This is a genomic window from Litoreibacter sp. GN1-5 (assembly GCF_055693805.1).
Genome location: NZ_JBVFUP010000001.1, coordinates 1089483 through 1113144, shown reverse-complemented (window position 1 = coordinate 1113144; position 23662 = coordinate 1089483). Strand labels below are relative to the sequence as shown.

Genomic DNA, 23662 nt, shown 5'->3' with positions numbered 1-23662 from the left:
TTTCTTAAAGAACTGGTGACGTATCATGAGTTGGAAGACGCTACGCGCTTTGGGCGAAAACCCTCGACCTATCCTGTCGCTGTTTGATGCTGATCCTGACCGCGCCACAGATTTCTCGGCCCGGCTGGGGGACCTGCTTTTTGATTACTCCAAGACACATATAGACGCTGATATTCGCGCCGCGCTGATTGATATGGCTGTTCAGGCTGATATGCATGGCCGTCGTGACGCGATGTTTGCAGGCGAAAAGATAAACGAGACTGAGGGGCGTGCGGTCTTACACACGGCCTTGCGGAACCTGTCCGGCGATGCGGTTCTGGTTGACGGCCAGGATGTCATGCCGGGGGTTCTGGCGACTAAGCAGCGGATGGCTGAATTTGCTACAGTTGTGCGCAACGGTAAGTTCAAAGGGCAGGGAGGGGCGATCACGGACGTGGTCAATATCGGCATCGGCGGGTCTGATCTTGGCCCTGCAATGGCGGTTCTGGCCCTTGCACCCTACCATGACGGACCTCGGACGCATTTTGTCTCCAACATCGACGGGGCGCATATCGCCGACACGTTGAAAGGGTTGGATCCGGAAACAACGCTGGTCATTGTGGCCTCCAAAACATTTACCACGATTGAGACCATGACCAACGCGCGCACTGCGTTTGATTGGATGGCGCAGAAACTGGCTGATCCGGGTGCGCAGTTCGCAGCACTGTCGACGGCTGAGGAAAAGACCGCCGCCTTCGGCATCGCGCCCGAGCGCGTCTTCGGGTTCGAAGATTGGGTCGGCGGGCGTTATTCCATCTGGGGTCCGATTGGGCTGTCATTGATGATTGCCATAGGGCCAGAGCAGTTCGAAGATTTCCTACGCGGCGGCTTTGAAATGGACCAGCATTTTCGCAAAGCAGAGTTTACCAACAACCTGCCTGTGCTTCTGGCGTTGGTGGGCATCTGGCACAATCAGGGCTGTAGGCACGCAACCCGTACTGTGCTGCCCTATGATCAGCGCCTGTCACGCCTGCCTGCCTATTTGCAACAGCTTGAAATGGAAAGTAACGGCAAATCCGTTGCCATGGATGGCAGCGATCTGGCAGTGAATTCCGGCCCCGTGGTCTGGGGGAACCCGGCACAAACGGCCAGCACGCCTTTTATCAACTGATCCATCAGGGCACCCGCGTTGTGCCGTGTGAATTCATGGTGGCAGCGCAAGGGCATGAGCCTGATCTGGCCCACCAACACCAGCTTCTTGTGGCCAATTGCCTTGCCCAATCCGAAGCGCTGCTGCGTGGTCGGTCCTTGCCCGAAGCCCGCGCGATCATGCAAGCCAAAGGTCTGGACGGGGCAGAACTGGACCGTCAGGCCCGCCACCGCGTCTTCCCCGGTGACAGACCCTCAACGACATTGATCTACCCGAAACTGACGCCTTATGTGCTGGGCCAGATCATTGCGCTCTATGAGCACCGGGTCTTCGTTGAAGGTGTGATTCTGGGCATCAATTCCTATGATCAATGGGGCGTCGAGCTGGGCAAAGAACTTGCCACTGCGCTGACCCCGATCCTGTCCAAAGAGGCATCTGCCGATGGCAAGGACGGATCAACACGAGGGTTGTTGGGATATATTTGGGAGAATTCTGGCAGGTGAGTCCGGGGTGCGCGTTCAATACGGCTGCGATTTACGTTGGCGTCTGCGGGCGGGTTGCTTCCGCAAAAACCCCATTTGAACGTATAGAGCGTCGCAAACCTACGACTCGATGCAGCGGGTTTTCTGAATCCTATCAAGGGGACGCGTCATGCAATATTGGCCTAAACGTCAAGTCTTCCTGACCCAGAGCGGACCTTCATCGTGGCCTGCGCCAAGGCCTGCACATGGGACGAAGCTACCGCTCGCCTTGAGTTCGCCCATGGCCGCTTCCAGCCCAAAGTGGAGGTTGCAGAAGCGGCCAAATAATCCATGCAAGGGCTCACAGGAAACACGTTGGGCACAGCTTTCCCACCAAGCAACAAATCGGCGTTTGATGAAGCTGCTGATGACCTAGAGGTCGTCACGGCAGTCCATGATCTTAGTCACTTTACGTAGAAAAAATTCTTTCGGATATCCTTCATCCATATCCGACGTATCTACTAACATCCCTGACACCGCTTCGTGCATCCAGTCTGGTAAAATGAATTCGCTAGGGTTTGCACCTTCGGACCTTGCGTATCTCTCCCAAGTTTCTGCTGAAACAGAGTTATTATGTTCTGTTTGGAATGCACTGCTGGAGATCGAACCCGACTGAAAACGTTCAAACAAGGTTAGGCAGAGTTTTCGCTCTCCTGCTTCCCAGAGGTCTCTGCCACCATTGCGATAGAGTTTGCCGAGTAAGAAATACTCGGGGGCCGTGAGCCAAAACATTGTATGCGCGGTGGCACGATCCAAGGCGGCTTGTTCGGCAAGCCAAAGAAGCGGGGCCATCCCATTGTCCCAATTATAGGTGCAGACGACCTTATGCCAATCTTCTGGGTTCTTGCCTTTCATCCAATCCAGCAATCGCTCATTTAATGGCGTCTCATTCATCTCGTTTTTTTCATTCCTATGCTTTTGCATCAAACCGGATAACAGTTTGAGCTACTTCAAACAATGAGTAAAGGTGATGCAGCATCTAGCCGCCCAAGTCCGCTTTACACCACTCTGCAGTCATCGGCGCACCGCGCAGCATCTGGAACTATGGGCTCTCTAGGCACCTTCGCCGCGCTGATTACGAGTGACCGGTTCGGGAAACACCGCCGTTGGCTGCGCCGTGTGCGAACTGGTAAGACGCGGGACAAAATGTGAATTCGCTGCGGCTGCACCAATGTCAGCTTTTAAGTAACTTCTCTCGGCAAACTCGCCTAAATGGCGATTTTTCAGATACCTAGATGTATGCATCTGACACGGACCCCTCCTCGGATGCTCGATTGAGGCTTACCGCCTAGTTCGCAGCAAGAGCCTCGAATATCTGATCCGTCGCATCGTCCATCGGGTAGTAGAGCTCGATCTTCAGATCATCCAGAAGCAAGTCTTCAGGTGTTCCAAACTGCGAGATCGTAGCAAGCATTGATAGTCGCCGACCTCCCATTTTCAGCACTGTAGGCACAACCGGTGTCGAGGTTGGTGTATACGCGGCGGCTGCGGAAGTCAGATATTGGATCGCTTCGGTGAATTCTGGAATCCCACCCTGTGCGGCGCTTTCGGTACGCAGACGGAGTGCGGCATGATGGGCAACCTCAGGCCAATTCTCGATAACTTGCGGCAGCCCTTCAAGCATCATCATGTCCAATAAACTGCCACCGATTCCGACGCCCAATGGCGCGAACAGTGCGAGTGCAGCCGGGTTCGCCTCACGTATATTCCAAAGACGATCAAGGGCCATCCCCGGATACGGCATGTGACGCTGCAACTGGCGCGATACAGCGCGCCGGATGGGCACCATCGCTTTGTCGTCCCAATCCCGCGCGGTGTACCTGATGGCGAAGCCTGCATGGGTCAGCATCTGGTTGCGGGCATCCAGCGGCAACTCTAGCGCCTCACCCAACCGCACAACCATCTCTCTACTGGGACGTGCGCGGCCGGTTTCCAGAAAGGAAAGGTGGCGCGCCGAAATCTCGGCCTCCATCGCGAGGTCAAGCTGGCTGTAGCGCCGCGTTGCGCGCCAGGTCTTAAGTGTCGTCGAAAAATCGTTCATGCTGTTTTGTAGCGCATTCACGTCGGTGCCGCACTTACCTCCGAGGTAATTGATTGTCGGCTGCTGACTTCGGTAAGACTTCCGTGTCCTAAGAAGGAGGTGCCGGGAATGGCGTCGGACACAGTACATAAACGATGGCTCAAAGTCTCTGCACTTGTCATTGGTTTCTTCGGGCCTGTTCTGACCTTGGGAACAATTCCCGCCACCACTGAACTAGCGCGGCTCGGCCTTGATATCCTAACCTGGCCGGTGGACGGATTCCCGTCGTACACCTCTGAGGAAATCCGGTTCCTGTCTGCATTAACCGGTGGATTCCTTGTCGGTTGGGGCGTCACCATCTGGATGCTGTCGGCCTTGGTCTATGACGCCGCTCCGGAAGCTGTGCATAAATCTGTACTGTATGGAGCCCTTGCGTGGTTCGTTTTTGACAGTTTCGGCTCGATAACTTCCGGCCAGTGGCCGAATGCACTCTGGAACGTGCTTGTACTCTTGCTGGTTGTGGGCCCGATGTGGCGGCCCGCAGAGTCCCCAAACCCGAACCAAGAAGGAATTCTCTGATGACCGGATTTCGCTATGTTCTTATCGCCATGACGATGCTGATCTTAGTGTTCACTATGGCGGCCGTCGCCAATAGTGGGATCAACTTGATTACGCCGTTCTTGTCGCCGATCTTGGCATTCAGTTGGCAAGGTCAGTTCAATATCGACTTCATATGCTACCTCGTCCTGTCGGGCATTTGGATGGCATGGCGAGGCGGGTTCACCGGCGGCAGCATCGCCCTCGGGATATTGACGCCATCGCTAGGTATCTTGTTTTTCGCACCTTATCTTCTCTATCTGGTCGGCAAATCAAATGGCGATCCGCGCCGACTTCTATTGGGCGTACACTCTTAATAGTGTGAATGCGCGACCTTGCCGAAATTGCAGAGCAGCGTTCTCAGCAGGGCTGTCCTGAGTACGCTCAAAAGGCCTCTACCTGTTGTCGTCGAGGTGCTTCCTCATCTGCTCCAAATCGCCCCGTATGCGGCGCATGATTGTGAGTTGGTCCGCTCCAATGACATGCTGGAATTGCTCAGTCACAAGCGCAATTGCCGCTTCGCGAAAGGCGCGTCCGGTTTCGGTCAGGTAGACCCGTTTGCCGCGACCGTCTTCCGGGTCTGGCTGCACGTCGATATATCCTCGATCTTGCAGCACTTTCAGCGAATGGGTCATGGTGTTTTTGGTAACCTGCATGGCCGACGCGATCCGCATGGGCGTTTTCCCGTCGCCCATGCGCGCCAGGTGGTTCAGGATGGAGAAATGGGATGGGTGAACGCCGTCGGGCAGGCTTTTGGCGAACATGGCTGTCGATAATTGGTTAATGATTCCAATTTCGGTAAAGAAGCCAAAGACTTCGTCCGCATTGCCACTGTCTTTGCTCACACCGTTCCGATCTTTGCCTCTATCGGCCAGCGAGGACTGACCGCTACCTGTGGACCGTAGCCGATCCGTGCCAACATTTGAACTGTTCCGCCTGTTGGAGCAAGGCGCTGGTGTGTTTCGTCATAGTTTTCTGCCATCTCAGGATATTCCTGAAGCGCTTGGCTCAGCGGTTGGAAACCCAAACCTTCGGCCGTGCAGGCGAGGTTGACCCGCAGCCAATCGGCACCGGCAGCGATTTGATCCCGTCTGGTGTTGCCTTGCGTGACCATCCACAGGTGCCCCATCGCCGTCTCAGTATTTGCGAGAACGGCCTTCATTCCCTCCTGAAACCCGGTCGACGATGTATCCAACAATGCGTCACGCGTCATGACACCTGCAATCGCGAGGGTCTCAAACAGCGTGCCACTGAAATCGATACCGTCCGGGTTGGCGTTGATCTCGGCCTTGCCGATCCGCATCAAATCCACGCTTTCCTTGTAGGTGTGGGGTGTCTCAATCTCGATTGTGAGAGCCCGTGTCGTGAGCTGCCGCCAATAGGCGATGTCATCTGTGTCGATGGACCCCCCGATTTGGGTCTGACGAGCAACGGTTAATATCCGCGCGAGCGCCTCAGGTGGCACCGTGCGCGACGTATCAAAGGGCTCCTTGTTGGAGCGTCGGCTTAGCATGTGATCCAACAGCGGGTCGCGCGCAGCTGTCCCTTCTGTGAAAGTGGCGCGGGCAATGGGGCGAGTGTCCAAACCGCCAACATCCTCGCCTTCGGGGAATAATGTAACGTCGACTTCGTAACCATCGGCATTCGCAGCCATCCGCATGAGCTCAAGAAAGCAGCCGAGACCTATAGTGAGCTGTCGATCAAAGGGGTCGGTGTGCGGTAACTGCTTATCGGTGTCGAAATACAATGTGAGCCCATCATCGCCATCGAGGTTTATGATCCATGGCTGCCGATTATGCGGGTTTGGCGCAAGAATGGCGTGCGAGAGCGCGTTTTTGCGCGGGTCATCATAGCTGCCGATCAGCCCCCAAGGTGCCAAAGCATCGTTTGGTGTGCGGGTCGCAGCAAAAAGACCAGCGCCTCCAGCCGCAAGGACGATCCCCCCGCCAGCTATTTTCAGAAAGTTTCTACGGTTCATTACGAGTCTCCTATAGTTCTATATCGTACTATATAGTGCTATATAGAACTAGTAAAGAGTGCATGTGTTGTTTGAAGCAATTGGCGTTGGGAGCAAAATGCTTGACTGATGGGAAGCCAGTTTCAATGGCTTAAACAGCCATTGGTGCCTAGCGCGGCATTGCGAGAAATGGGCTCTCCACCGCCATTCGCCACATCAACCATGAACCGCTGGTTTGTGATGAGCCTATCGCCGCCTGCCGTTGAACTGCCATAATATCTTGAGGGAGCACTACCCCAGCCAGTAAGATTGGTGCTCACCAGCCAGCGCGATCCGAACGCGATGTGAATCCTGACACTCGATAGTTTACGCAAATGCCCTTGGATCAGAGCTGTCAATCGGCATTGAACATTAACCCTTTACCGGCATCCAATATTGACCCCCTTGATGCTGAGCAGGCCCGGCGCTGCGTAGTCTTCATATAACGCAGCAGTGGCGGGCCTGCGGGTTTTCGGGTCTGGCGTTATGCGCGGTTCTTGAAGCGCCAGCTTTCGTTTCCGGTTTCGACGATTTCGCAATGGTGTGTGAGCCTGTCGAGCAGTGCGGTGGTCATCTTCGCGTCCCCAAATACGCTCGGCCATTCCCCGAACGCGAGGTTGGTGGTGACGATGATCGAAGTGCGTTCGTAGAGCTTGCTGATCAGGTGGAACAGTAGCTGGCCGCCGGTCTGCGCGAAGGGCAGATAACCCAGTTCGTCCAGGATCAGGAAGTCGAGACGGGATATGAGGTCGGCGGTTCGCCCCTGTCTTTCTGCGCGGGCTTCTGCGTCGAGCTTGTTCACCAGATCGACGACATTGAAGAACCGTCCGCGACGCCCGTTTCGGATGCAGGCCCGAGCGATGCTGACAGCGAGATGGGTTTTGCCGGTTCCAGTGCCGCCGATCAGGACCAAATTACGTTGATGATCGAGGAAGTCGCCGGTGGCCAGATCACGGATCAGGGTCTCGTTGACCTCAGCCGCTTCGAAGTCAAACTCTTCCAGTTCCTTGGCCAGCGGCAGCTTGGCGATGGTCATTTGATATTTGATTGAGCGGGCCTGCTTCTCGCTGATCTCGGCGGTCAGTAAATCGCCGATAATCTGTTGGGGTTCGTGTTGCCGTTTGACGGCTGTGGTCAGGATCTCGTCATAGGCGGCCCTCATTCCGTAGAGCTTCAGCTTCCCCATCGCGTCGATCACGTCTGAGCGTTCCATATGTTTGTCTCCTCAAGCTGTCATAGCGGTCGCAATTTGCAGCGGGCTCACACGAGAGCTGCAACGCGTCCGGGGTGGCAATTGTCAAAGGTGGCGGTGGTTCGCGGTGCCGGGCCAGAATGTTTAGAACAACACCGGCAGAGTGGACGTTGTGCGACAGCGCCTCGGCACAAGCGGCTTCAACAGCACCGATTCCATCCGTCAGCACAGCGCTCAGGATATCGACCATCTGACGGTCGCCGCCGGGTTGGCGTTCCAGTTTGCGCTGCACGCGCCGGATCGGGGTCGGCAGCTCCCACTCCTTGAAGGGCGCACCGTTGCGCAAAGCGCCGGGTTTGCGGGCCAGAACTGGTATGTAATGCAATGGGTCAAAGATCGTCTTGTCTCGCCCGAAGGCACGCGTGTGGTTGCCGACAATCCCACCGTCCTGCCAGCATTCCAGCCGATCGGCATAGGCCCTGATCTCGACGGGCCGACCCACGGCACGGGCATCGACCGAGTACCTGTTTTTATCGAACCGCACGAGGCAGGTCTTTGACACTGATGCCGGGACCGCGTGGAATCCATCGAACGGGCCAATGTAAGGAACAAGGCTCGGGCGCTCCTCGACGAACACCTCCCAGACCGTTCTGTCCCGCATCTCCGGGTGCTTGTTTGCCTTCGCATAGGCCAGGCATCGATCTTCCAGCCAGGCATTCAGCTCCGCATAGGACTTGAACTTTGGACGCGGGACGAAGAACCGGCGACGGATCACACCCACCTGATTCTCGACCTGACCCTTCTCCCAGCCTGATGCAGGGGTGCATGCGACAGGTTCGACAAGATAGTGGCCGCACATTTGCTGGAACCGGCGGTTATAGGCCCGATCCTTGCCGACAAAGATCGCATCGACCGCCGTCTTCATATTGTCATAGATGCCCCGCGCACAAGCACCGCCAAAGAAAGCGAACGCCCGATCATGGGCATCAAACACCATCTCTTGGGTCTCACGAGGATACGCGCGCACATATGGCATTCTGCTGTGAGACAGACGCACATGCGCCACCTTTACCGTCGTGGTCACTACCGTCGATCAGAACGACTTCATGGCTCCAGTCGAACTGATAAGCCTCGCCGGGATCGAAGCTCAGTGGCACATAAGCTGCAGCCGATGCTTCTCGTGTCGCCTTCGACCAACTGGCCGCATATCGGCGTACAGCATCGTAACTGCCGTCATAGCCCCGGTTGCGCAGCTCTTCGTAAACCCGGACAAACGTCAAACGTTGGCGCTTTGGCTGCCGCGCGTTCTCCGCCAGCATCCAATCCAGGTCGGACCGCCACGGATCGATCTTGGGCCGGGGCTGGGTCGAACGGTCATAGCTGAACTCTGTCGCACCCGACCGCACCACCTTGCGCACCGTGTTCCGTGACACGCGCAGTTCTCGGCAGATCTGCTTGATCGACTTCCCCTGAATGAAATACGCCCGCCGGATCTTCGCAATCGTCTCCACAACCAACATCCCTAATCTGCTCCCTCAAAACCTCGAGGAAGCATTTGAACAGAAATATCAGGGGGGTCACTTTTGGACGCCGATTACCCCAATACTGGGGTCAATCTTGCATGCCTGTTCACAGTCCGGTCAGTTTTCGAACTACCCATCCTCAAAGCAAGTCGGGTTTGCAGAACGTATCGCCAGAATGAAGCGGCGCGAAGTCCCGCAAGAGTGCTTCAGAGATCGCACCATGATGTCCAAATGGATCGATGCGAACCGGTAAAGTCATGCGGTCGCGTTGACCCGTCTCCGAGTTCTGAACGCAAGGTACAATGAAATATGCCTCTCACGATGAGGCTATCTTACCTAGACCGCTTCCACTTTGACTTGTGGACATGACCAGCTGTTGCCAGGACGGGGAATGCGGTGGCCATGAGGTGCGAATTGATAAGCTTTAGATCCCGCAGTACGTCGAGATGCATTGCACTTGTGGACAATGTATCAGGCGATCCAAGTGCCAACCGGTCGAGGTGTGCCACGGAGCTGTCGTCCACAAGTTTGCGAACCTGGCCTTTGCGCTCAACCAACTGAAGTGCCAACTCATCGTCCTGTGTGAGGAACGTGTTGATGGTAAGCGCAACATTTTCGGCGGTCAGGTCGTGAAGCTTGCCGATTTCAGCGCCTCCTTCAGGTGAGAACCTCTTTCCCTTCGCAAGCTGTTTTCTAGCCACATCAAGCAGATTGGCGTCAATCACGTCACCGATATGTTCCATGTTTGCAATGAAGTTGAGCAATTCGATGGCTTTGGCGCTTTCAACCTCGCTCAGAGAAACCTGCGTCAGGTCAGCAAGGTACTGTTTTGTTGCTACGTAGATATCGTCGATCTCGTTCTCGACTTTTTCCATCGCTTCAATCGTTTCGGGGCGAGGGTTCTTGAGCAACTGTCCGACCATCACAACGTTAGTTTGGACGCGATCTGCCATGCGAAGGGCTTCACGTTTTGCGCAAGCTAGAGCTTCTGTGGGGCGTTCAAGAACAGTCCTATCCAGGTTAGATACAAAGTCCTCAGAAGGGCGGTGCCCCGACATCCCAATGACACGTTGAGCCGCGGATAATATGGGGTCGAGTAGAGCAAGACCGAGGATTGCAACGCCAAGGTTCAGGGTGAGGTGCATGACCGGCACAAGGAACGCGGCTTTCCATGCAGCGGGGAACACGTCAAACAGCATGTCGGCCGAAAACCAGAGCAAAATCCCTCCCAACACGCGCAATGCAACGTTTGAAGCCAGTGGCGACAATGCTTCATCATCTGCGGTCAAGTTCGAGAGAACGGGCAGGAGAGCACCCCCGATATTTGCGCCGACAACCATAGTGAGCGAAGCCATATCTGAGACCGCATCGGCCTGATGTAGCTGCGCAATGAGAAGAATGATCGCCAGGCTCGAATGCGAAAGATAGGTTGCCACGGCGGCACCAATGGCCAAGAGCACAGGAAAGGTTTGCAATGCATCTAGAAGGTTGGAAACAGAGCTGTCCTGCAGTGAGCCAGTCGAAAGGCTCTTGATCGTCGCAAGCGCCAGCAAAAGAAGTCCCAAACCTGTCAGGGCCTTTCCGATATTTCTCGGACGTGACCGGCTGCTCCAAAGTGTAAGTGAAACGCCAGTTAAGATGAGGATACCTTGCAACGCCTGACCGTCGATAGCGCTTGCGAGGAAGACGGCACCAGCGGTTCCAACATCCGCCCCCAAGATGATGGCGAAGGCAGCTGCTGAACTCAGTATATTCTGGCTGACAAATTTCGCTGCAATCAGGGCCGTAGCCGTACTGCTCTGCAACACCGCCGCAATCCCCATACCGGAGAAAAACGATGCCAGTCGGGCTGAATCTGCACGCTTTGCGAAACTGCGAAGCTCGTTGCCATAGGCACTCAGAAGCCCACGCTGGATCTGGCGCAGGCTCCAAATGAGGAGAGCAACATTAGCGAAAAAGGCAATCACGCCGAGCATTGGGACTCACTGACGGTTTTGACGGTGCACGAGAGCATTAAGGTGACGTGAGAAGGCTTCACCAAGTTGAGGGCTGTATTCAGGGCCTCAAAATCTGCGAGAAATTTCATTCCGATCATCACTATACGTTCCGTTTAGTTAACGAGCCCGGCCTCAACCAGAGCTACATATGGGTCTACAATCCAATTTAAACGCATTATGCAATTTAATATTGGAGATCACTAATTCTTCCGACTAAGTTCTGCTTTTCGCCAACAAACCAAGCATCAAACAGTCGTAAAATTGTTCAGTTCTATCGGCGGCCATCGATATAGGCGTTGCCCCGGCTTGTGACAGAGCCAGGGAACAACCCCTCAAACACAGGTATGCTTGCCGCCCCCAGTGCGCCGGTGCGCGGACCAAGACTAGAAGCGACAATCTTTGCGTTTGGTACACCTCTCGACGGCCCCGGCAGTTGAACTCTCTTCACCCTTTGGACCAGCTCACTGTTGAGAGTGTTTGGAAGCCGCCCACCCAAAATAATTATCTCAGGGTCCAAGAAAGCTGTCGCAATACGTGACACTTCAGCAATCTGTTCTGCGGCGCGGGTGAGCCATGTTTCGATCTCATCTGGATACTCGTCTACGATGCTCTCGATATCGGTAATGTCATTCACCGGTGCACCTGCACGCCGGAGCGTTTCGATCAGGTCTTGTCCAGAAGGGCGGGGCTTATCGTACGGGAATAATGCGCCAGGTTTCGAAGAGTTTCCATGTGGGCCACGATAGAGATTACCGTTGATTATCGTGCCACCACCAAGTCCATGACCAATGTGAACAAAGAAGAAGTTCTTATGATTGCGGCCACGGCCATGCAGGAACTCGCCAACTGCAGCGCACGCGCCATCTGTTTCAACTGCGCAAAATAGCTGAAGTGCTTCTTCAAGAATGGGACGCAAATTGACGCCATCCAAGGCCTCAAAATAATCATGGGCGCGCAGGGTTTCGCCATCTGATGCAAAGTTGCCGGGAACAGAAAACCCTGCGCCAAGTAGATCCTTTCGGCAGACACCGGCTTCGGCAAGGATTCGTTCAAGGGATGCACTTGTCATCTCAGCTACAGCGGTTGGTGTCACTTCACCAAATTCAAGCCTTTGTGTTGCTATGGCTTCGCCAGTCCAATCGACCAATGCGATATCAAAGCGATTGCGCATGAAGTTAACGCCAATGGAGTAGGCTCTGCCTGGGACCAACGAAAGGTGTCGGACGGGTTGCCCCATGGCACCGCTCCTCTGCGCCTCCTCAGAAATCAGACCTTTCTCGAGCATGCCGGCAACGATTCGGGTAACCGTGGCGCTCGTCAGCCCGGTCTTCGCAGCGATGGACGGGCGCGTCGTAGCGCTGCCTCTGAACACCAATTCAACCAGCAAACGTTCGTTATATTTGAGGGGTGTGTCTGTAAGATTCATGCTGGGAAAATGACATACTTTACAAAGTTGCACAATGTAATTAAATTGTCATATTGGGAGGATATGGAGCATCTGTCGTCAAGGTGGCGGCGCATTCTCTCAGTCTTTGAAAGGGAGGTCTCAATGAAGATCAAAACAATTTCGACCGCCGCTATAGCAGTCGGTTCAGTATCGTTCATGGCAAGCGCAGCACTCGCAGAAGCACTTGTCGTGTATTCACCGCAACCACCAGAAAACATGGCCGTCCTGGAAGCGGCTGCAGAAGAAGCACTTGGCTTTGACATTGAGTTCGTCAATGCTGGCGGCGGCGCGGTCCATGACCGCATCATCGCAGAGAAGAACAATCCGCAGGCGGATGTTGTTTATGGTCTTATCGACCTGCTATTGGCGAGCCTGAAGCAAAACGAAGTGCTGATGCCTTACTCGCCAAATACACTCGAAGGCTTGCCGGAACGGTTCATCGATCCAGATGGCTACTTCTATGGCTATCGCCAAACACCGTTGGCAATGGCCGTCAACACCGACCAGATGTCACTTGCTGACGCTCCGTCATCTTGGGAAGATCTTGCGGATCCGAAGTACAAGGGCAAATTCGTCATCGGTGGCCTGACATGGCAAACTACCCGTGGACTGCTCTCTGGCATTTTCACACGTCAGCTGGATGCCGATGGAAACATGACCGACGAAGGTTGGGAGTGGATGGCAGGCTTCTACGACAACGCGCAGGTGTATTTCGACGGCATGGACCGTGTGAAGCTGATCGCCAGCGGTGAGGCCCCAATCACACTGAACCATTTCACTGGGATTCAGGGCCAGGCAGCGGAAGGTGGCTACAACTTTGAGTATGTTCAAACACCCGGTGGCACAGTTGTCGTAGGCGAAGGCAATGCTATCGTGGCTGGCACCGATCAGTTCGACAATGCGCTCAAATTCATCGAATTTGCCTCATCCGTAGAATGGCAAATCAGAGCCGCTGAAGAGTTTGGTATCTTGCCTGCACACCCCGACGCGATTGCTGGATCACCCGACGAGATCAAAAACAATCCAGCCTTGAGCTTGGAGCCCCAGGTCATTGATTGGGACAACATGGCCAAGCAAATGCCTGCATGGCTTGAAAAAATCGAACTCGACCTCCTGTAGAGTTCCTCCCAAGGTACACAGGAGAATTGACCGGGGGCGGCCAGAAGTCGCCCCCGGCCGCAAAAAGAGTATGGAACCACGGAATGATCGAGCTCGACAATATTACAATCAAATATGGAAGCGCGACGGTCATAGACGGCCTGTCCCTGACAGTTGAAAAGGGCGAGTTCTTCACACTCCTAGGATCGTCAGGTTGCGGCAAAACAACGTTGCTCAGAGCGATTGCAGGTTTCATCAAACCGTCGTCTGGCAGAATTGTCGTTGACGGCGAAGACGTAACTTCGACCGGACCCGAAGATCGCGACGTAGGGATCGTCTTCCAAAACTACGCTCTGTTCCCGCACATGACTGTTTTTGAAAACGTCGCGTTTGGGCTTCGCGTTGCGCGGAAATCAAAGGCGGAGATCGCACAGGAAGTGAACGACACCCTTAACAGGGTAGGGGTCTTTGAACATGCTCAAAAGAAACCCAGTGAGCTATCTGGTGGACAACAACAACGGGTAGCCATCGCGCGCGCATTGGTTCTCGGCGCTCAGGTAATTCTGCTCGATGAGCCGCTTTCAAATCTCGACGCAAAGATGCGGGAAACCATGCGAAGTGAGATCCGCAACCTCCAACAGAAATTCGGTCTCACTGCGGTATATGTCACCCATGACCAGCAGGAAGCCTTGGTGCTGTCAGACAAGATAGCGGTTCTTGTTGGCGGCGAAATCGAACAGCTCGGCACGCCTCGAGAGATTTACCATCAACCCGCGACGGAGAATATCTTCCGGTTTATTGGTGAAGCCACAATGCTCTCTGCGGCAACCCTGGGCGACCTTGGAGAAGCAGATCTGGCGGCTCAGGCAGGAACCCGGCAGTGCTTTGCGCGTCCAGAGGACTTTGTGATTGGCGAGAAGACGGGGCCAGAATGGCTGAACCTCAACGCAGAGGTCGTGAGCTCTGAGTTCCGTGGCAACTCAATGCGGCTGACGTTGAAGATAGGCGATAGCACAGTGCTTTGCGATACGGTTGGGCGATATCAAGACCCTGAAGTTGGCTCCGCACAACCCGTTTCTCTGCGTCGAGAACACCTGCGCATCTATGGAGCAGGCTAATGCGGTTGAAGGGATTGACAAACAAAGGTCTGTTTTTTGCGGCGCTAGCGGTGCTAATTTGGTTGGCGGTCAGCTTTCTCTACTATCCGGTATTCGCTGTTTTGCGAGAAGCGTTTGGCCAAGAAGGGGTGAATACCTCCGAAACGATTGATCGACTTGTCGGGTCCAAAAACGTTCGCGAAAGCGTCTACAACACGCTTTTTATGGCCTGCCTTACAGTTATTACCGTGAACATCGTTGGACTGTTTCAGGTCGCGATCCTTGAATTCTTCAGCGTGCGTGGCAGCAAATACTTGAAGATTGCCTTTGCGACGCCGATTGTCTTCACCTCTGTCACTGCCATCTCAGGGTATTGGTTTGTCTACGGAGAGTTTGGCATTTTCACCAAATTCCTGACCCTGTTCAATCCAGACCTAAATGCCAAGTGGTTCGCAGGATGGCCCGCGGTCCTCATCGCGAACACCTTTCTGATGACCTATTTCCATTTCTTGTTCGTGCGGGCAGCTATTCGGCGCGTCGATTTTTCAACCGTTGAAGCTGCACGGAGCCTAGGCGCATCTCCTGGGCTGACTTTCATCAAGATCGTACTGCCTGTCATCGCACCGACCGTTTTGGCGGTTTCGCTCTTGGTATTTCTTGAAACACTTGTTCAATTCGCAGCCCCAGCGATCCTAGGCGGGCGGGATTTCCGAATGCTTTCACAGATGATCTTGTCCCTTCAGAGCATTGGGCGCACCGATATGGCCTCACTTCTTGCCCTCGTTTTGGGTGTATCCGCACTGATCGTGTTCTTGCTGATGCAGTGGATTGAGGCTCGCGGAAAGTTCACTGGCGGCACGAAAACGCCCGTCCCAATGCAGAAAATCCGGATCAGAAACCCGCTTTCGAATGGGCTCGTTCATTTGCTGGCTTATGTCCTCACCATTATCTATTTCGTGCCGGTTTTCCTGACAATTGCGTTCTCATTTGCGCCGGGCAAGTCCTTGGCGACAGAACTGTTTCCGACCACCTTTACGCTAAAGAACTACATCTCAATCCTATCTACTGATCGGCATGTCGAGCCAATTATCAACTCGATCGTCATGGGTGTCAGCACGGTCTCTGTGATGCTTTGCATCTGTGTTTTTGCAACGCATTTGATTGCGAAGAACAAGAACATCTGGTCAAGTCTCCTCGAGTTCTCACTCTTCATCCCTTGGGTATTGCCGGGAGCATTGGTCGCCGTCAGCCTGATTTCCGCCTACGATCTGCCCAACCCACTCATTTTTGGGAATGTCCTGCTCGGCTCCTACGTCATCTTGCCGATAGCTTACGGCATCGTCATTTTGCCTGTGATGGTTCGATTGCTCAGCGCCGCAATGGCCAGCCTTGATCCAACTCTGGACGATGCAGGCCGATCACTTGGGGCGACGGGTTTCTATATCTTCAGGCGCATCACGCTACCGATCCTGGCACCGGTGATCGTCCTCGTCGGAGCAATGAAGTTTACCACCATTTTGAACGAGTACACTGCGTCCGCATTCCTATACAACGCCAACAACACACCTCTTGGCGTGGCAATGGTCGCCAATATCAACGATCCCAGGGATCCTGAATACCGGGCAAAAGCTCTGGTATTTGCCACAATCGTAATGGCGCTCGCGTTTTGCGTTGTGATGATCGCTGAGAAGTTAAGCCTCGGGAAAACAGAGGAGGCAGCGACATGAGTGCTGATCCAACAACGACGCCCCCCACCAGCATTACGGCATGGCATTGGCCCACACACGAGCGTTGGTATGACGAAGGCATTCGCCGGTCTCTGTTACGCATGAAGGCGGCTGGCTTCACACACGTAAATTGGAACTGCGACGCAGGTTATTCCTATATCTACGGACCGTCAGAAATGGAGTTCATTGCTGAGGTAATCGAAACTGAGGGACTTCAGGCTTGGGCGATCCACGGCTCAAACGGAAAGAACCCGACCACAGAAGTTGGTGGCGGCCATTTGGAGACTCGCAAGGATTTCCTGTCATCCAACGAATGGCAGAGGCAGGCAGGTGTTGAGCTCATCCGGAACCGGATCCAACTCGCAGAGCGTATTGGATCGCCCTGCGTTGTCATGCATTTCGATATTGATCCGGATGTCATGGCCGACAAAGACTCCAAAGATGCCTATTTTGCCGTCCTCCACAAATCCCTGAACGAGCTCAGAGACGACTGCGAACGAACCGACGTTCGTATCGCTGTCGAGAATCTGACCAATGCGCCTATAGATCAAACACTCGAACAACTCGGGCGAATTTTCGAGCACCACACAAGTGATGTCGTTGGCCTGTGCTATGATTCTGGCCATGCAGAGCTGGCCGAAAAGGGTAAGTTTCGCATTCTCGAGCAATACTCTGATCGGTTGATCACAACCCATCTGAATGACAACCGATCTGTCAGGGATGACCATTTGCTTCCGGGCGATGGCAACATTGATTGGGAACATCTTGCAGGTCTCATCGCAAACTCGCCTTGTCCGGCACCCTTTGTCTGGGAAACGCCCTATCTCCACCACGGGATGGGCTACAACATCGGTGAAGCTGCTTTCTTTCTCAGGGCCCATCCTTTGATTGCTGCGTTCGAGGAGACCGTATCGCACATCCGCTCCAGTGCACTAAGCGAAGCGGGTAGCTCATGAGTTCAGTTTCAACAGATGAAGTCCGGCAAAGCATCGCAACAACAGAAAATGTCGTTTCTCTCGAGCAGATCATTATCGATGCTGGAAAAATTGCCTGTGAGCTCTTTGATCAGCGCGAAGCATTTTTGGTCGATGAAAAGTCACCGGGTCAATTCGTTTCTGAGGCTGATCGTCGGATAGAGACGTTTCTGCGCACCCAACTGAAGCAAAGATTTGGTGACCGCCCGGTTGTCGGAGAAGAGCTGGGTGGAAAGTACGACGGCGATGGATGGGTAATTGATCCGATCGATGGAACGTCAAACTTCTTATGCGGCCTACCGCTCTGGTCAATATCCATTGCTTACATGGAGCAGGGAGAACCGGTTCTAGGTGCGGTCTATGCACCGCTTATCGACACTTTGGCTGCCGCCTGCATCGGTCAAGGCATCAGAAAGGACCGAACTCCATTTACTCGCAATGATAGTCGAAATCCGGTGCCAACGTTCAGTGTCGGAGAAAACACGATCTGGCAACGCGAGAACATTCTTCGGACTCTCGAACAGTTGCGTGGGGATGGCTTTGAGATTGTCCGTTTGAGGAGTGCGAGCCTGTCTCTCGCGATGGCTGGCTTGGGTCAGCTTGACGGCTTTGTTGAGCGCCATCTCAAGATCTGGGACATCGCCGCTGGCTGGCTCTTGTGTCTTGAAGGCGGTCTCAAGGTGAATGTCGAGGAACATCGCGGGCATGAACGGTCGATTTGGACCGGTGTTGGCGAAGCATGAGGGCCCGCCGTCGAACATTTCAATCCCTGTTGGCCTCCCGAAGACATCAAATTGCCCATGGAAGTTCTCCCGGACATGGGCACCAAGTGGGCGCTCTGCGAAACGAGGGACAGTTAAAACTAGCGCGCGCAGAGCGTCCATTTCTTTTTCGCTCCAAGGACGCAGCGCAATGACCCAGCAAACCAAAACGGCCCTTGTGACCGGCGCGGCAGGTGCAATAGGTCGTGCTGTGTCAGCGCGTCTTGTTGAGCTCGGACATCAAGTTGTTCTTGTCGATGTCGACGAGGAAGGCGTCGAAAACGCTGCCAAAACCCTTGGTGATCTCGCAATTCCCTTTACTTGTGATCTTTCATCCGAAGATGAGATCGCAAGCTTTATAGACGGTGTGAAGTCGAGCGTTGGCAGCATCGACGTGCTGGTGAACAACGCCGGCATCTTGTCGAACAACAAGATTGCAGAAACCAAGCTCGATGAATGGCGCAGAGTCCACCAAATCAACCTGGACGCGGCGTTTCAGCTGACCCAAGGGTTTCTTCCCGAAATGCGCCACAACAAATGGGGTCGTATCATCAATATGTCGTCATATGCGGCCAAGTCTGGCGGACTGACGGCTGGAACAGCCTATACGGTTACCAAGAGCGCGATGATCGGTCTGACCTTTTCGACAGCACGGGAAGTTGTCTCCGACGGCATCACCGCCAACGCGATTGCGCCCTGCTACGTCGTATCACCGATGATCACCGAACAACTGACCGAAGAGCAACGTCAGGCTCAGCTCGCGGACATTCCTGTTGGCCGTTTTTGTGAGCCTGAAGAAGTGGCTCACGCTGTCGAATTTCTGGCAAGCCCATTGTCGGGTTTCATCACCGGCGAAGTGATCGACATGAACGGCGGATTTCATTTCGATTGAGGAGGGGTTCGATGATCAAAGCCATCGATGCACATCATCATTTCTGGGACACGGCAAACGGCGATTATTCATGGATGACATCGGCGCATGATCCGATCAATCGTGTCTTTGAGCCCAACCATCTTGAACCTCTTCTTGGCCCTGCTGGTGTTGACGGAACCGTGCTTGTTCAAACCTGGTCAAGCTTAGATGAGACATATGACTTTCTGAAAATTGCCGCGCAGACGGACTTCGTCAAAGGCGTGGTGGGTTGGATCGACATGACAACCGCAAGGGTCAAAGAAGACCTGTCTGGATTGATCACAAGCGACAACGGAAACTTTCTGAAAGGCATTCGCCATCAGGTCCACGACGAAGAGGACCCAATGTGGCTATTGCGATCAGACGTCACAGAAGCGCTGACGGAGATCGAAGGATCAGATTTGGTCTTTGATCTGCTCATACGGCCAAGGGAAATCCCTACCTCCCTCGAAGTTGTGGCGTCCTTTCCAAACCTTCGCTTCGTGGTCGACCACATTGCCAAGCCGGAAATAGCTCAAAACGGTTTTGATAGCTGGTCGTCAGGAATGGCAGGTTTCGCTGCTCATCGCTCAAACGTTTGGTGCAAACTCTCCGGGATGGTCACCGAAGCCGATTGGAATGATTGGTCATCCGCCGACTACCGGAAATACATTGATCGGGTCATTGAAATATTCGGTATCGATCGGGTCATGTTAGGTTCAGATTGGCCTGTTTGCACACTCGCGACTGACTACAAGTCGACGCTCGATATCGTGCGGGACGCTATTAAGGATCGATCCTACGAAGATCAGATCAAGGTTCTGCGCACCAACGCCATCGATGCTTACAAGCTGGCAGTTTCTGAATGAGTGCTTCACACCTTGATCAGTCTGGACTTGCAAATCTGGGACCGGGCGTGTCCGCACCCCGATACGACCGAAGCACAACCAAATGCGGGATAGTTCACCTCGGCGTCGGAAATTTTCATCGCGCGCACCAAGCTGTCTACTGTGACGATGTGCTTGAGGCCGGTGATCTCAACTGGGCCATATCCGGCGTTTCACTCAGATCGCCCAATGTTCGGAATGATCTCGTGCCGCAGGATTGCCTCTACACGGTCTGCGAGCGTGACGGCGCACAAAAGACGGCCAGGGTCATAGGGTCTATAATGGAGGTGCTTTTTGCACCAGAGAACCCGCATCGCGTTCTCGACCGGCTCAATAGTCCTGCCACGAAAATCGTTTCTCTGACCATCACAGAAAAAGGCTACGTGTGGCCGGAAGGTGTTTACCCAAATTGGAAGGCGGAGACCTTTTGCGATCAAGCGAGCCCCGCACTGCTGTTCATAGTCGAGGCCCTCTGGCGCCGTTGGAAGATCCAAGCCAAACCCTTCACGCTACTGAGCTGTGATAACCTGTCCTCAAATGGGCCAACGCTCAAGCAAGCGGTCTTACACTTGGCCTCAGATCGAGACCCGAAGTTTTCTTCAACACTTGAAAAGCAGTTGTCCTGCCCCTCAACCACGGTGGATCGGATCGTGCCGCGACCATCGTCTGATGACAGAAAAAGCATCAACGCACTTATTGGTTTCCAGGATGCTGCCTCTGTGGTCACCGAACCGTTTTCTCAATGGGTTATCGAGGACGAATTCCCACTTGGTCGCCCAGCATGGCAAAACCATGGTGTCACATTCGTTGAGGATGTCGGTCCCTATGAGGACATGAAACTTCGTTTTTTGAACGGAGCACATACTTTTATCGCGCTCTTTGGCCAACTTTGCGACCTAGAGCATGTGTCGGACGTCATCACAGAGAACCAGGTCGATCAGTTTCTAGACGCTTTCTGGTCCCAAACGTCGAAAACCCTTACCGTCACAATCAATCTTGCTGACTACCAAAGAGACCTCAAATCGCGGTTTTCGAATGCATCACTGAAGCATCGAACGGCGCAAATCGCCATGGACACGTCCCAGAAGCTTCCACAGCGGATCATTGCACCAATATTGGAACTTGATAGGGCCGGTCAGGACACACGGCCGCATTCTTTTGTTGTCGCTCTTTGGATGGCTTACCTTTTAGGCACAAGTGAGAGCGGGAAGGGGATCAACATCGATGATCCGCTTGCCGATCAATTGCAACGACGCGCCCAAAGCCGCGAGATCGGCCGGTTCGTTGAGATCGAAAGCATCTTTCCGGCGGAATTCAGAGACAATCCACAATTGATCTTGGAAGTCGCGCAACTCTTCGCACAAATCGCATCGATTGGGGCAGGGCCCGCGCTTTCCGATCTGTTGGATCAACTCAAGTCAGGGAAAGCAGCATGATCGAAACATGGAGATGGTTTGGACCGGATGATCCGGTCTCATTGCGCAATGTCGCGCAAGCCGGTGTGGCCGGCATTGTCACAGCGCTTCACGATCTACCAATTGGTGAGACCTGGCCTCTCGAAGCAATTCGCGCACGAAGATCTGACATTGAAGCAGCAGATCTTGTCTGGTCCGTGTGTGAATCGATACCAACACCAGACGCCATAAAGCTGAAGGGCAGGGCAGCCACAAGCGAGATTGCGGCATGGAAAGACACACTCGCAAATCTCGGCAAATGTGGAATCAAGACCGTCTGCTACAACTTCATGCCGGTTCTAGATTGGACACGGACAGATTTGTCTTACGAGCTGCCGCATGGTGGCCGTGCCTTGCGGTTCGATTGGATCGATCTGATCGCATTTGATGCACATATCCTTAATCGTCCGGGTGCTTTGGAAGGGCTTTCGCACGATGTTGTCGGCGCAGCAGGTGCAGTCGCGGAGCAGTTTTCAGATAGTAGGAAAGAAGAACTGGAGCGGACGATCTTGGCAGGTTTGCCGGGTGGTGCGGAAGGGCTCACAAAGGATGATTTTCTTTCCAAGATCGCGCCATTTGACGACCTGAGCGGCGATGACATGCGTGGCCATCTCAATGAATTCTTGGCTGAGATTTGCCCCGTAGCCGATGAGTTTGGTATTCGTCTGGCGATCCATCCTGACGATCCGCCGTTTCCCATTTTTGGATTGCCGCGCATTGTATCTACGCAATCCGATGCTCTGAAAATTCTTGCTGCAAACACCAGTGCTGCGAATGGTCTTACCTTCTGCACCGGATCCTATGGAGCGCGTCCGGACAATGATCTCACAGCCTTTGCACGGGCTGTCAAAGAACGGGTGCATTTCGCGCACCTCAGAAACGTGAAGATCGAGCATGAAAGAACGTTCCATGAAGCCGATCACCTGACCGGCTCAGCGGACATGGTGGAGGTCATTGATCTTCTTTTGGACGTTGAGAGCAACAAGGACGAAATACCGTTCCGTCCTGATCATGGGCACGAGCTCGCCCATGACATCGGCCAAGGGGGCAATCCTGGTTACTCCTATATCGGCCGTTTGAAGGGACTGGCGGAGTTGAGAGGTATCATTGCGACGCTGGAACATAGGAAACGAACCGCATGATAAAGAAACGTAGAACTGGAACCGGCCTCGATTTGTCAGAACTGAGCTTTGGATGCGGCGCGATCGGAGGCTTGTACCGTGCGGTCAGTGATGCGCAAGCTGACGAAGTCTTAAATGCGGCCTGGGATGCCGGAATTCGATATTTTGACACAGCGCCGTTCTATGGACATGGCCGATCGGAACAGCGTCTTGGAAAATTCCTACGCGGCAAGCCCCGCGACGAGTACGTTCTGTCCACCAAAGTTGGAAAGCTTTTGGTCCCCGTGTCCGAGGACAATGTACCAGACTTTCAATTTGTCGATCCCCTGCCAAACGACGTCGTTTTCGACTACACGAGCCAAGGGATCCAACGCTCGTATGAGGATAGCTTGGGACGCCTCGGCCTTGATCGGATCGACGTTCTGTATGTCCACGACCTTGAACCGAGAAGCCACTCAGAGAAACAGTATGACGAGCACATGGCGGACCTTCTGTCGGACGGCATAAACGCGCTTCATGTTCTCAAGGAAACCGGTCAGATCAGCGCCTTTGGTCTTGGCGTGAATCAAGTCGAGCCCTGCATAGAAGTTCTCAAACATGTTGCGCTCGACATCATTTTGCTTGCTGGACGTTACACGCTTCTCGACAGATCAGCGGAGGTGCAATTGCTGGGTCTTTGTAAGAGCAACGACACAGATCTCGTGATCGGCGGTGTGTTCAACTCTGGGATTCTGGCAACGGGGGCGCGTCCAGGTGCGAATTTCGACTACCGTCCGGCATCAGATGATGTTCTGAAGGCTGTCAAACACCTCGAGGAATTGTGCGAACAAAACGATGCAGAACTCGCGGCGGTCGCGCTACAGTTTCCCTTGCAAAACCCACTCGTCAAAAGCGTCTTAGTTGGGACGGCAAACCCTGACTCCCTTCGGCGCAATCTCAATGGATACCTGTCTGATCTACCAGAGATGTTGCAGAAAACTCTTAAGGCACCCGTGTCTGCTTTCCCGAGCCATTGACGTCAAACAAACCTTGGAGGGGAGATTGATCGATAGGCTATCAAAGAGAATAAACACCAAAGTACGGCAAGCAACACTAAACGATAGTCAGCTTATTCTCGACGTGCACCGGAGTTCGATCCTCAATCTCGGTGCAAAACACTACACCTTGGCAGAATGTGAAAGCTGGGTGTCAATCGGCATTGAACATTAACCCTTTACCGGCATCCAATA

At 53.9% G+C, this 23662-nt stretch carries 19 protein-coding genes and 2 pseudogenes; 13 read left to right on the top strand and 8 right to left on the bottom strand.

Features of this window, described 5'->3' with window-relative positions:
- Positions 1–25 precede the first annotated feature (25 nt).
- Positions 26–1632: pseudogene (pgi, locus tag ACZ1HF_RS05735) on the top strand (glucose-6-phosphate isomerase).
- A gap of 390 nt (positions 1633–2022) precedes the next feature.
- Here the strand turns inward: pgi and ACZ1HF_RS05730 are convergent.
- Both ACZ1HF_RS05730 and ACZ1HF_RS05725 read right to left on the bottom strand, forming a co-directional pair.
- Complete coding sequence (locus ACZ1HF_RS05730) at positions 2023–2544, bottom strand: DUF4274 domain-containing protein (RefSeq protein WP_472656596.1); 522 nt, start codon at positions 2542–2544, stop codon at positions 2023–2025.
- Between the two features lie 394 nt (positions 2545–2938).
- A complete protein-coding gene (locus tag ACZ1HF_RS05725; RefSeq protein ID WP_472656595.1) occupies positions 2939–3691 on the bottom strand; it encodes a helix-turn-helix domain-containing protein in 753 nt (250 codons plus the stop codon).
- A 108-nt stretch (positions 3692–3799) separates the two neighbouring features.
- On the opposite strand from ACZ1HF_RS05725, the gene ACZ1HF_RS05720 reads away from it, so the two are divergent.
- Together ACZ1HF_RS05720 and ACZ1HF_RS05715 are read left to right on the top strand one after the other, a co-directional pair.
- Positions 3800–4249: a hypothetical protein gene (locus ACZ1HF_RS05720; RefSeq protein ID WP_472656594.1), complete on the top strand. Its 450-nt coding sequence runs from the start codon at positions 3800–3802 to the stop codon at positions 4247–4249.
- Positions 4249–4584 carry a hypothetical protein gene (locus ACZ1HF_RS05715; RefSeq protein WP_472656593.1) on the top strand — a complete coding sequence of 112 codons (336 nt, stop codon included), beginning with the start codon at positions 4249–4251 and terminating at the stop codon, positions 4582–4584. Before ACZ1HF_RS05720 ends, ACZ1HF_RS05715 begins: the two co-directional genes overlap by 1 nt.
- A gap of 78 nt (positions 4585–4662) precedes the next feature.
- Here the strand turns inward: ACZ1HF_RS05715 and ACZ1HF_RS05710 are convergent, their stop codons facing one another.
- The 6 genes and pseudogenes from ACZ1HF_RS05710 to ACZ1HF_RS05685 all read right to left on the bottom strand — a co-directional run bounded on the left by ACZ1HF_RS05710 (position 4663) and on the right by ACZ1HF_RS05685 (position 12212).
- A complete protein-coding gene (locus ACZ1HF_RS05710; protein WP_472656592.1) occupies positions 4663–5112 on the bottom strand; it encodes a MarR family winged helix-turn-helix transcriptional regulator in 450 nt (149 codons plus the stop codon).
- Positions 5109–6245: an Acg family FMN-binding oxidoreductase gene (locus ACZ1HF_RS05705; RefSeq protein WP_472656591.1), complete on the bottom strand. Its 1137-nt coding sequence runs from the start codon at positions 6243–6245 to the stop codon at positions 5109–5111. The genes ACZ1HF_RS05710 and ACZ1HF_RS05705 overlap by 4 nt, the downstream gene beginning before the upstream one ends.
- A 502-nt stretch (positions 6246–6747) precedes the next feature.
- Positions 6748–7476, bottom strand: coding sequence for an IS21-like element helper ATPase IstB (gene istB / locus ACZ1HF_RS05700; protein ID WP_472656578.1), 729 nt, complete (start codon positions 7474–7476; stop codon positions 6748–6750).
- Positions 7409–8975: pseudogene (istA, locus tag ACZ1HF_RS05695) on the bottom strand (IS21 family transposase). The gene istB and the pseudogene istA overlap by 68 nt, the downstream one beginning before the upstream one ends.
- A gap of 335 nt (positions 8976–9310) precedes the next feature.
- A complete protein-coding gene (locus ACZ1HF_RS05690; protein WP_472656590.1) occupies positions 9311–10954 on the bottom strand; it encodes a Na/Pi cotransporter family protein in 1644 nt (547 codons plus the stop codon).
- A 292-nt stretch (positions 10955–11246) separates the two neighbouring features.
- Positions 11247–12212: an ROK family protein gene (locus tag ACZ1HF_RS05685; RefSeq protein WP_472656589.1), complete on the bottom strand. Its 966-nt coding sequence runs from the start codon at positions 12210–12212 to the stop codon at positions 11247–11249.
- Positions 12213–12524: 312 nt separating this feature from the next.
- Here ACZ1HF_RS05685 and ACZ1HF_RS05680 point away from each other — a divergent pair, with 312 nt between their 5' ends.
- The 10 genes from ACZ1HF_RS05680 (at position 12525) to ACZ1HF_RS05635 (ending at position 23449) form a co-directional block, all read left to right on the top strand.
- Positions 12525–13541 carry an extracellular solute-binding protein gene (locus tag ACZ1HF_RS05680; protein ID WP_472656588.1) on the top strand — a complete coding sequence of 339 codons (1017 nt, stop codon included), beginning with the start codon at positions 12525–12527 and terminating at the stop codon, positions 13539–13541.
- Positions 13542–13624: 83 nt separating this feature from the next.
- Positions 13625–14638: an ABC transporter ATP-binding protein gene (locus ACZ1HF_RS05675; RefSeq protein WP_472656587.1), complete on the top strand. Its 1014-nt coding sequence runs from the start codon at positions 13625–13627 to the stop codon at positions 14636–14638.
- Positions 14639–14688: 50 nt separating this feature from the next.
- A complete protein-coding gene (locus tag ACZ1HF_RS05670) occupies positions 14689–16344 on the top strand; it encodes an ABC transporter permease (protein WP_472656586.1) in 1656 nt (551 codons plus the stop codon).
- Positions 16341–17300 carry a sugar phosphate isomerase/epimerase family protein gene (locus ACZ1HF_RS05665; RefSeq protein WP_472656585.1) on the top strand — a complete coding sequence of 320 codons (960 nt, stop codon included), beginning with the start codon at positions 16341–16343 and terminating at the stop codon, positions 17298–17300. The genes ACZ1HF_RS05670 and ACZ1HF_RS05665 overlap by 4 nt, the downstream gene beginning before the upstream one ends.
- A complete protein-coding gene (locus tag ACZ1HF_RS05660; RefSeq protein ID WP_472656584.1) occupies positions 17297–18061 on the top strand; it encodes an inositol monophosphatase family protein in 765 nt (254 codons plus the stop codon). The genes ACZ1HF_RS05665 and ACZ1HF_RS05660 overlap by 4 nt, the downstream gene beginning before the upstream one ends.
- 169 nt (positions 18062–18230) lie before the next feature.
- On the top strand, positions 18231–18971 hold the full coding sequence (locus ACZ1HF_RS05655; RefSeq protein WP_472656583.1) for an SDR family NAD(P)-dependent oxidoreductase: 741 nt from the start codon (positions 18231–18233) through the stop codon (positions 18969–18971).
- 11 nt (positions 18972–18982) lie between these two features.
- Positions 18983–19840, top strand: a complete 858-nt coding sequence (locus tag ACZ1HF_RS05650; protein WP_472656582.1) for an amidohydrolase family protein — start codon at positions 18983–18985, stop codon at positions 19838–19840.
- Entirely contained in the window at positions 19837–21294 is a 1458-nt protein-coding gene (locus tag ACZ1HF_RS05645; RefSeq protein ID WP_472656581.1) for a mannitol dehydrogenase family protein, read from the top strand. Before ACZ1HF_RS05650 ends, ACZ1HF_RS05645 begins: the two co-directional genes overlap by 4 nt.
- Entirely contained in the window at positions 21291–22454 is a 1164-nt protein-coding gene (uxuA, locus tag ACZ1HF_RS05640; protein ID WP_472656580.1) for a mannonate dehydratase, read from the top strand. The genes ACZ1HF_RS05645 and uxuA overlap by 4 nt, the downstream gene beginning before the upstream one ends.
- The gene (locus tag ACZ1HF_RS05635; RefSeq protein ID WP_472656579.1) at positions 22451–23449 is read left to right on the top strand and encodes an aldo/keto reductase; all 999 of its coding nucleotides are present in this window, start codon (positions 22451–22453) and stop codon (positions 23447–23449) included. The genes uxuA and ACZ1HF_RS05635 overlap by 4 nt, the downstream gene beginning before the upstream one ends.
- The last annotated feature ends 213 nt before the right edge of the window (positions 23450–23662 follow it).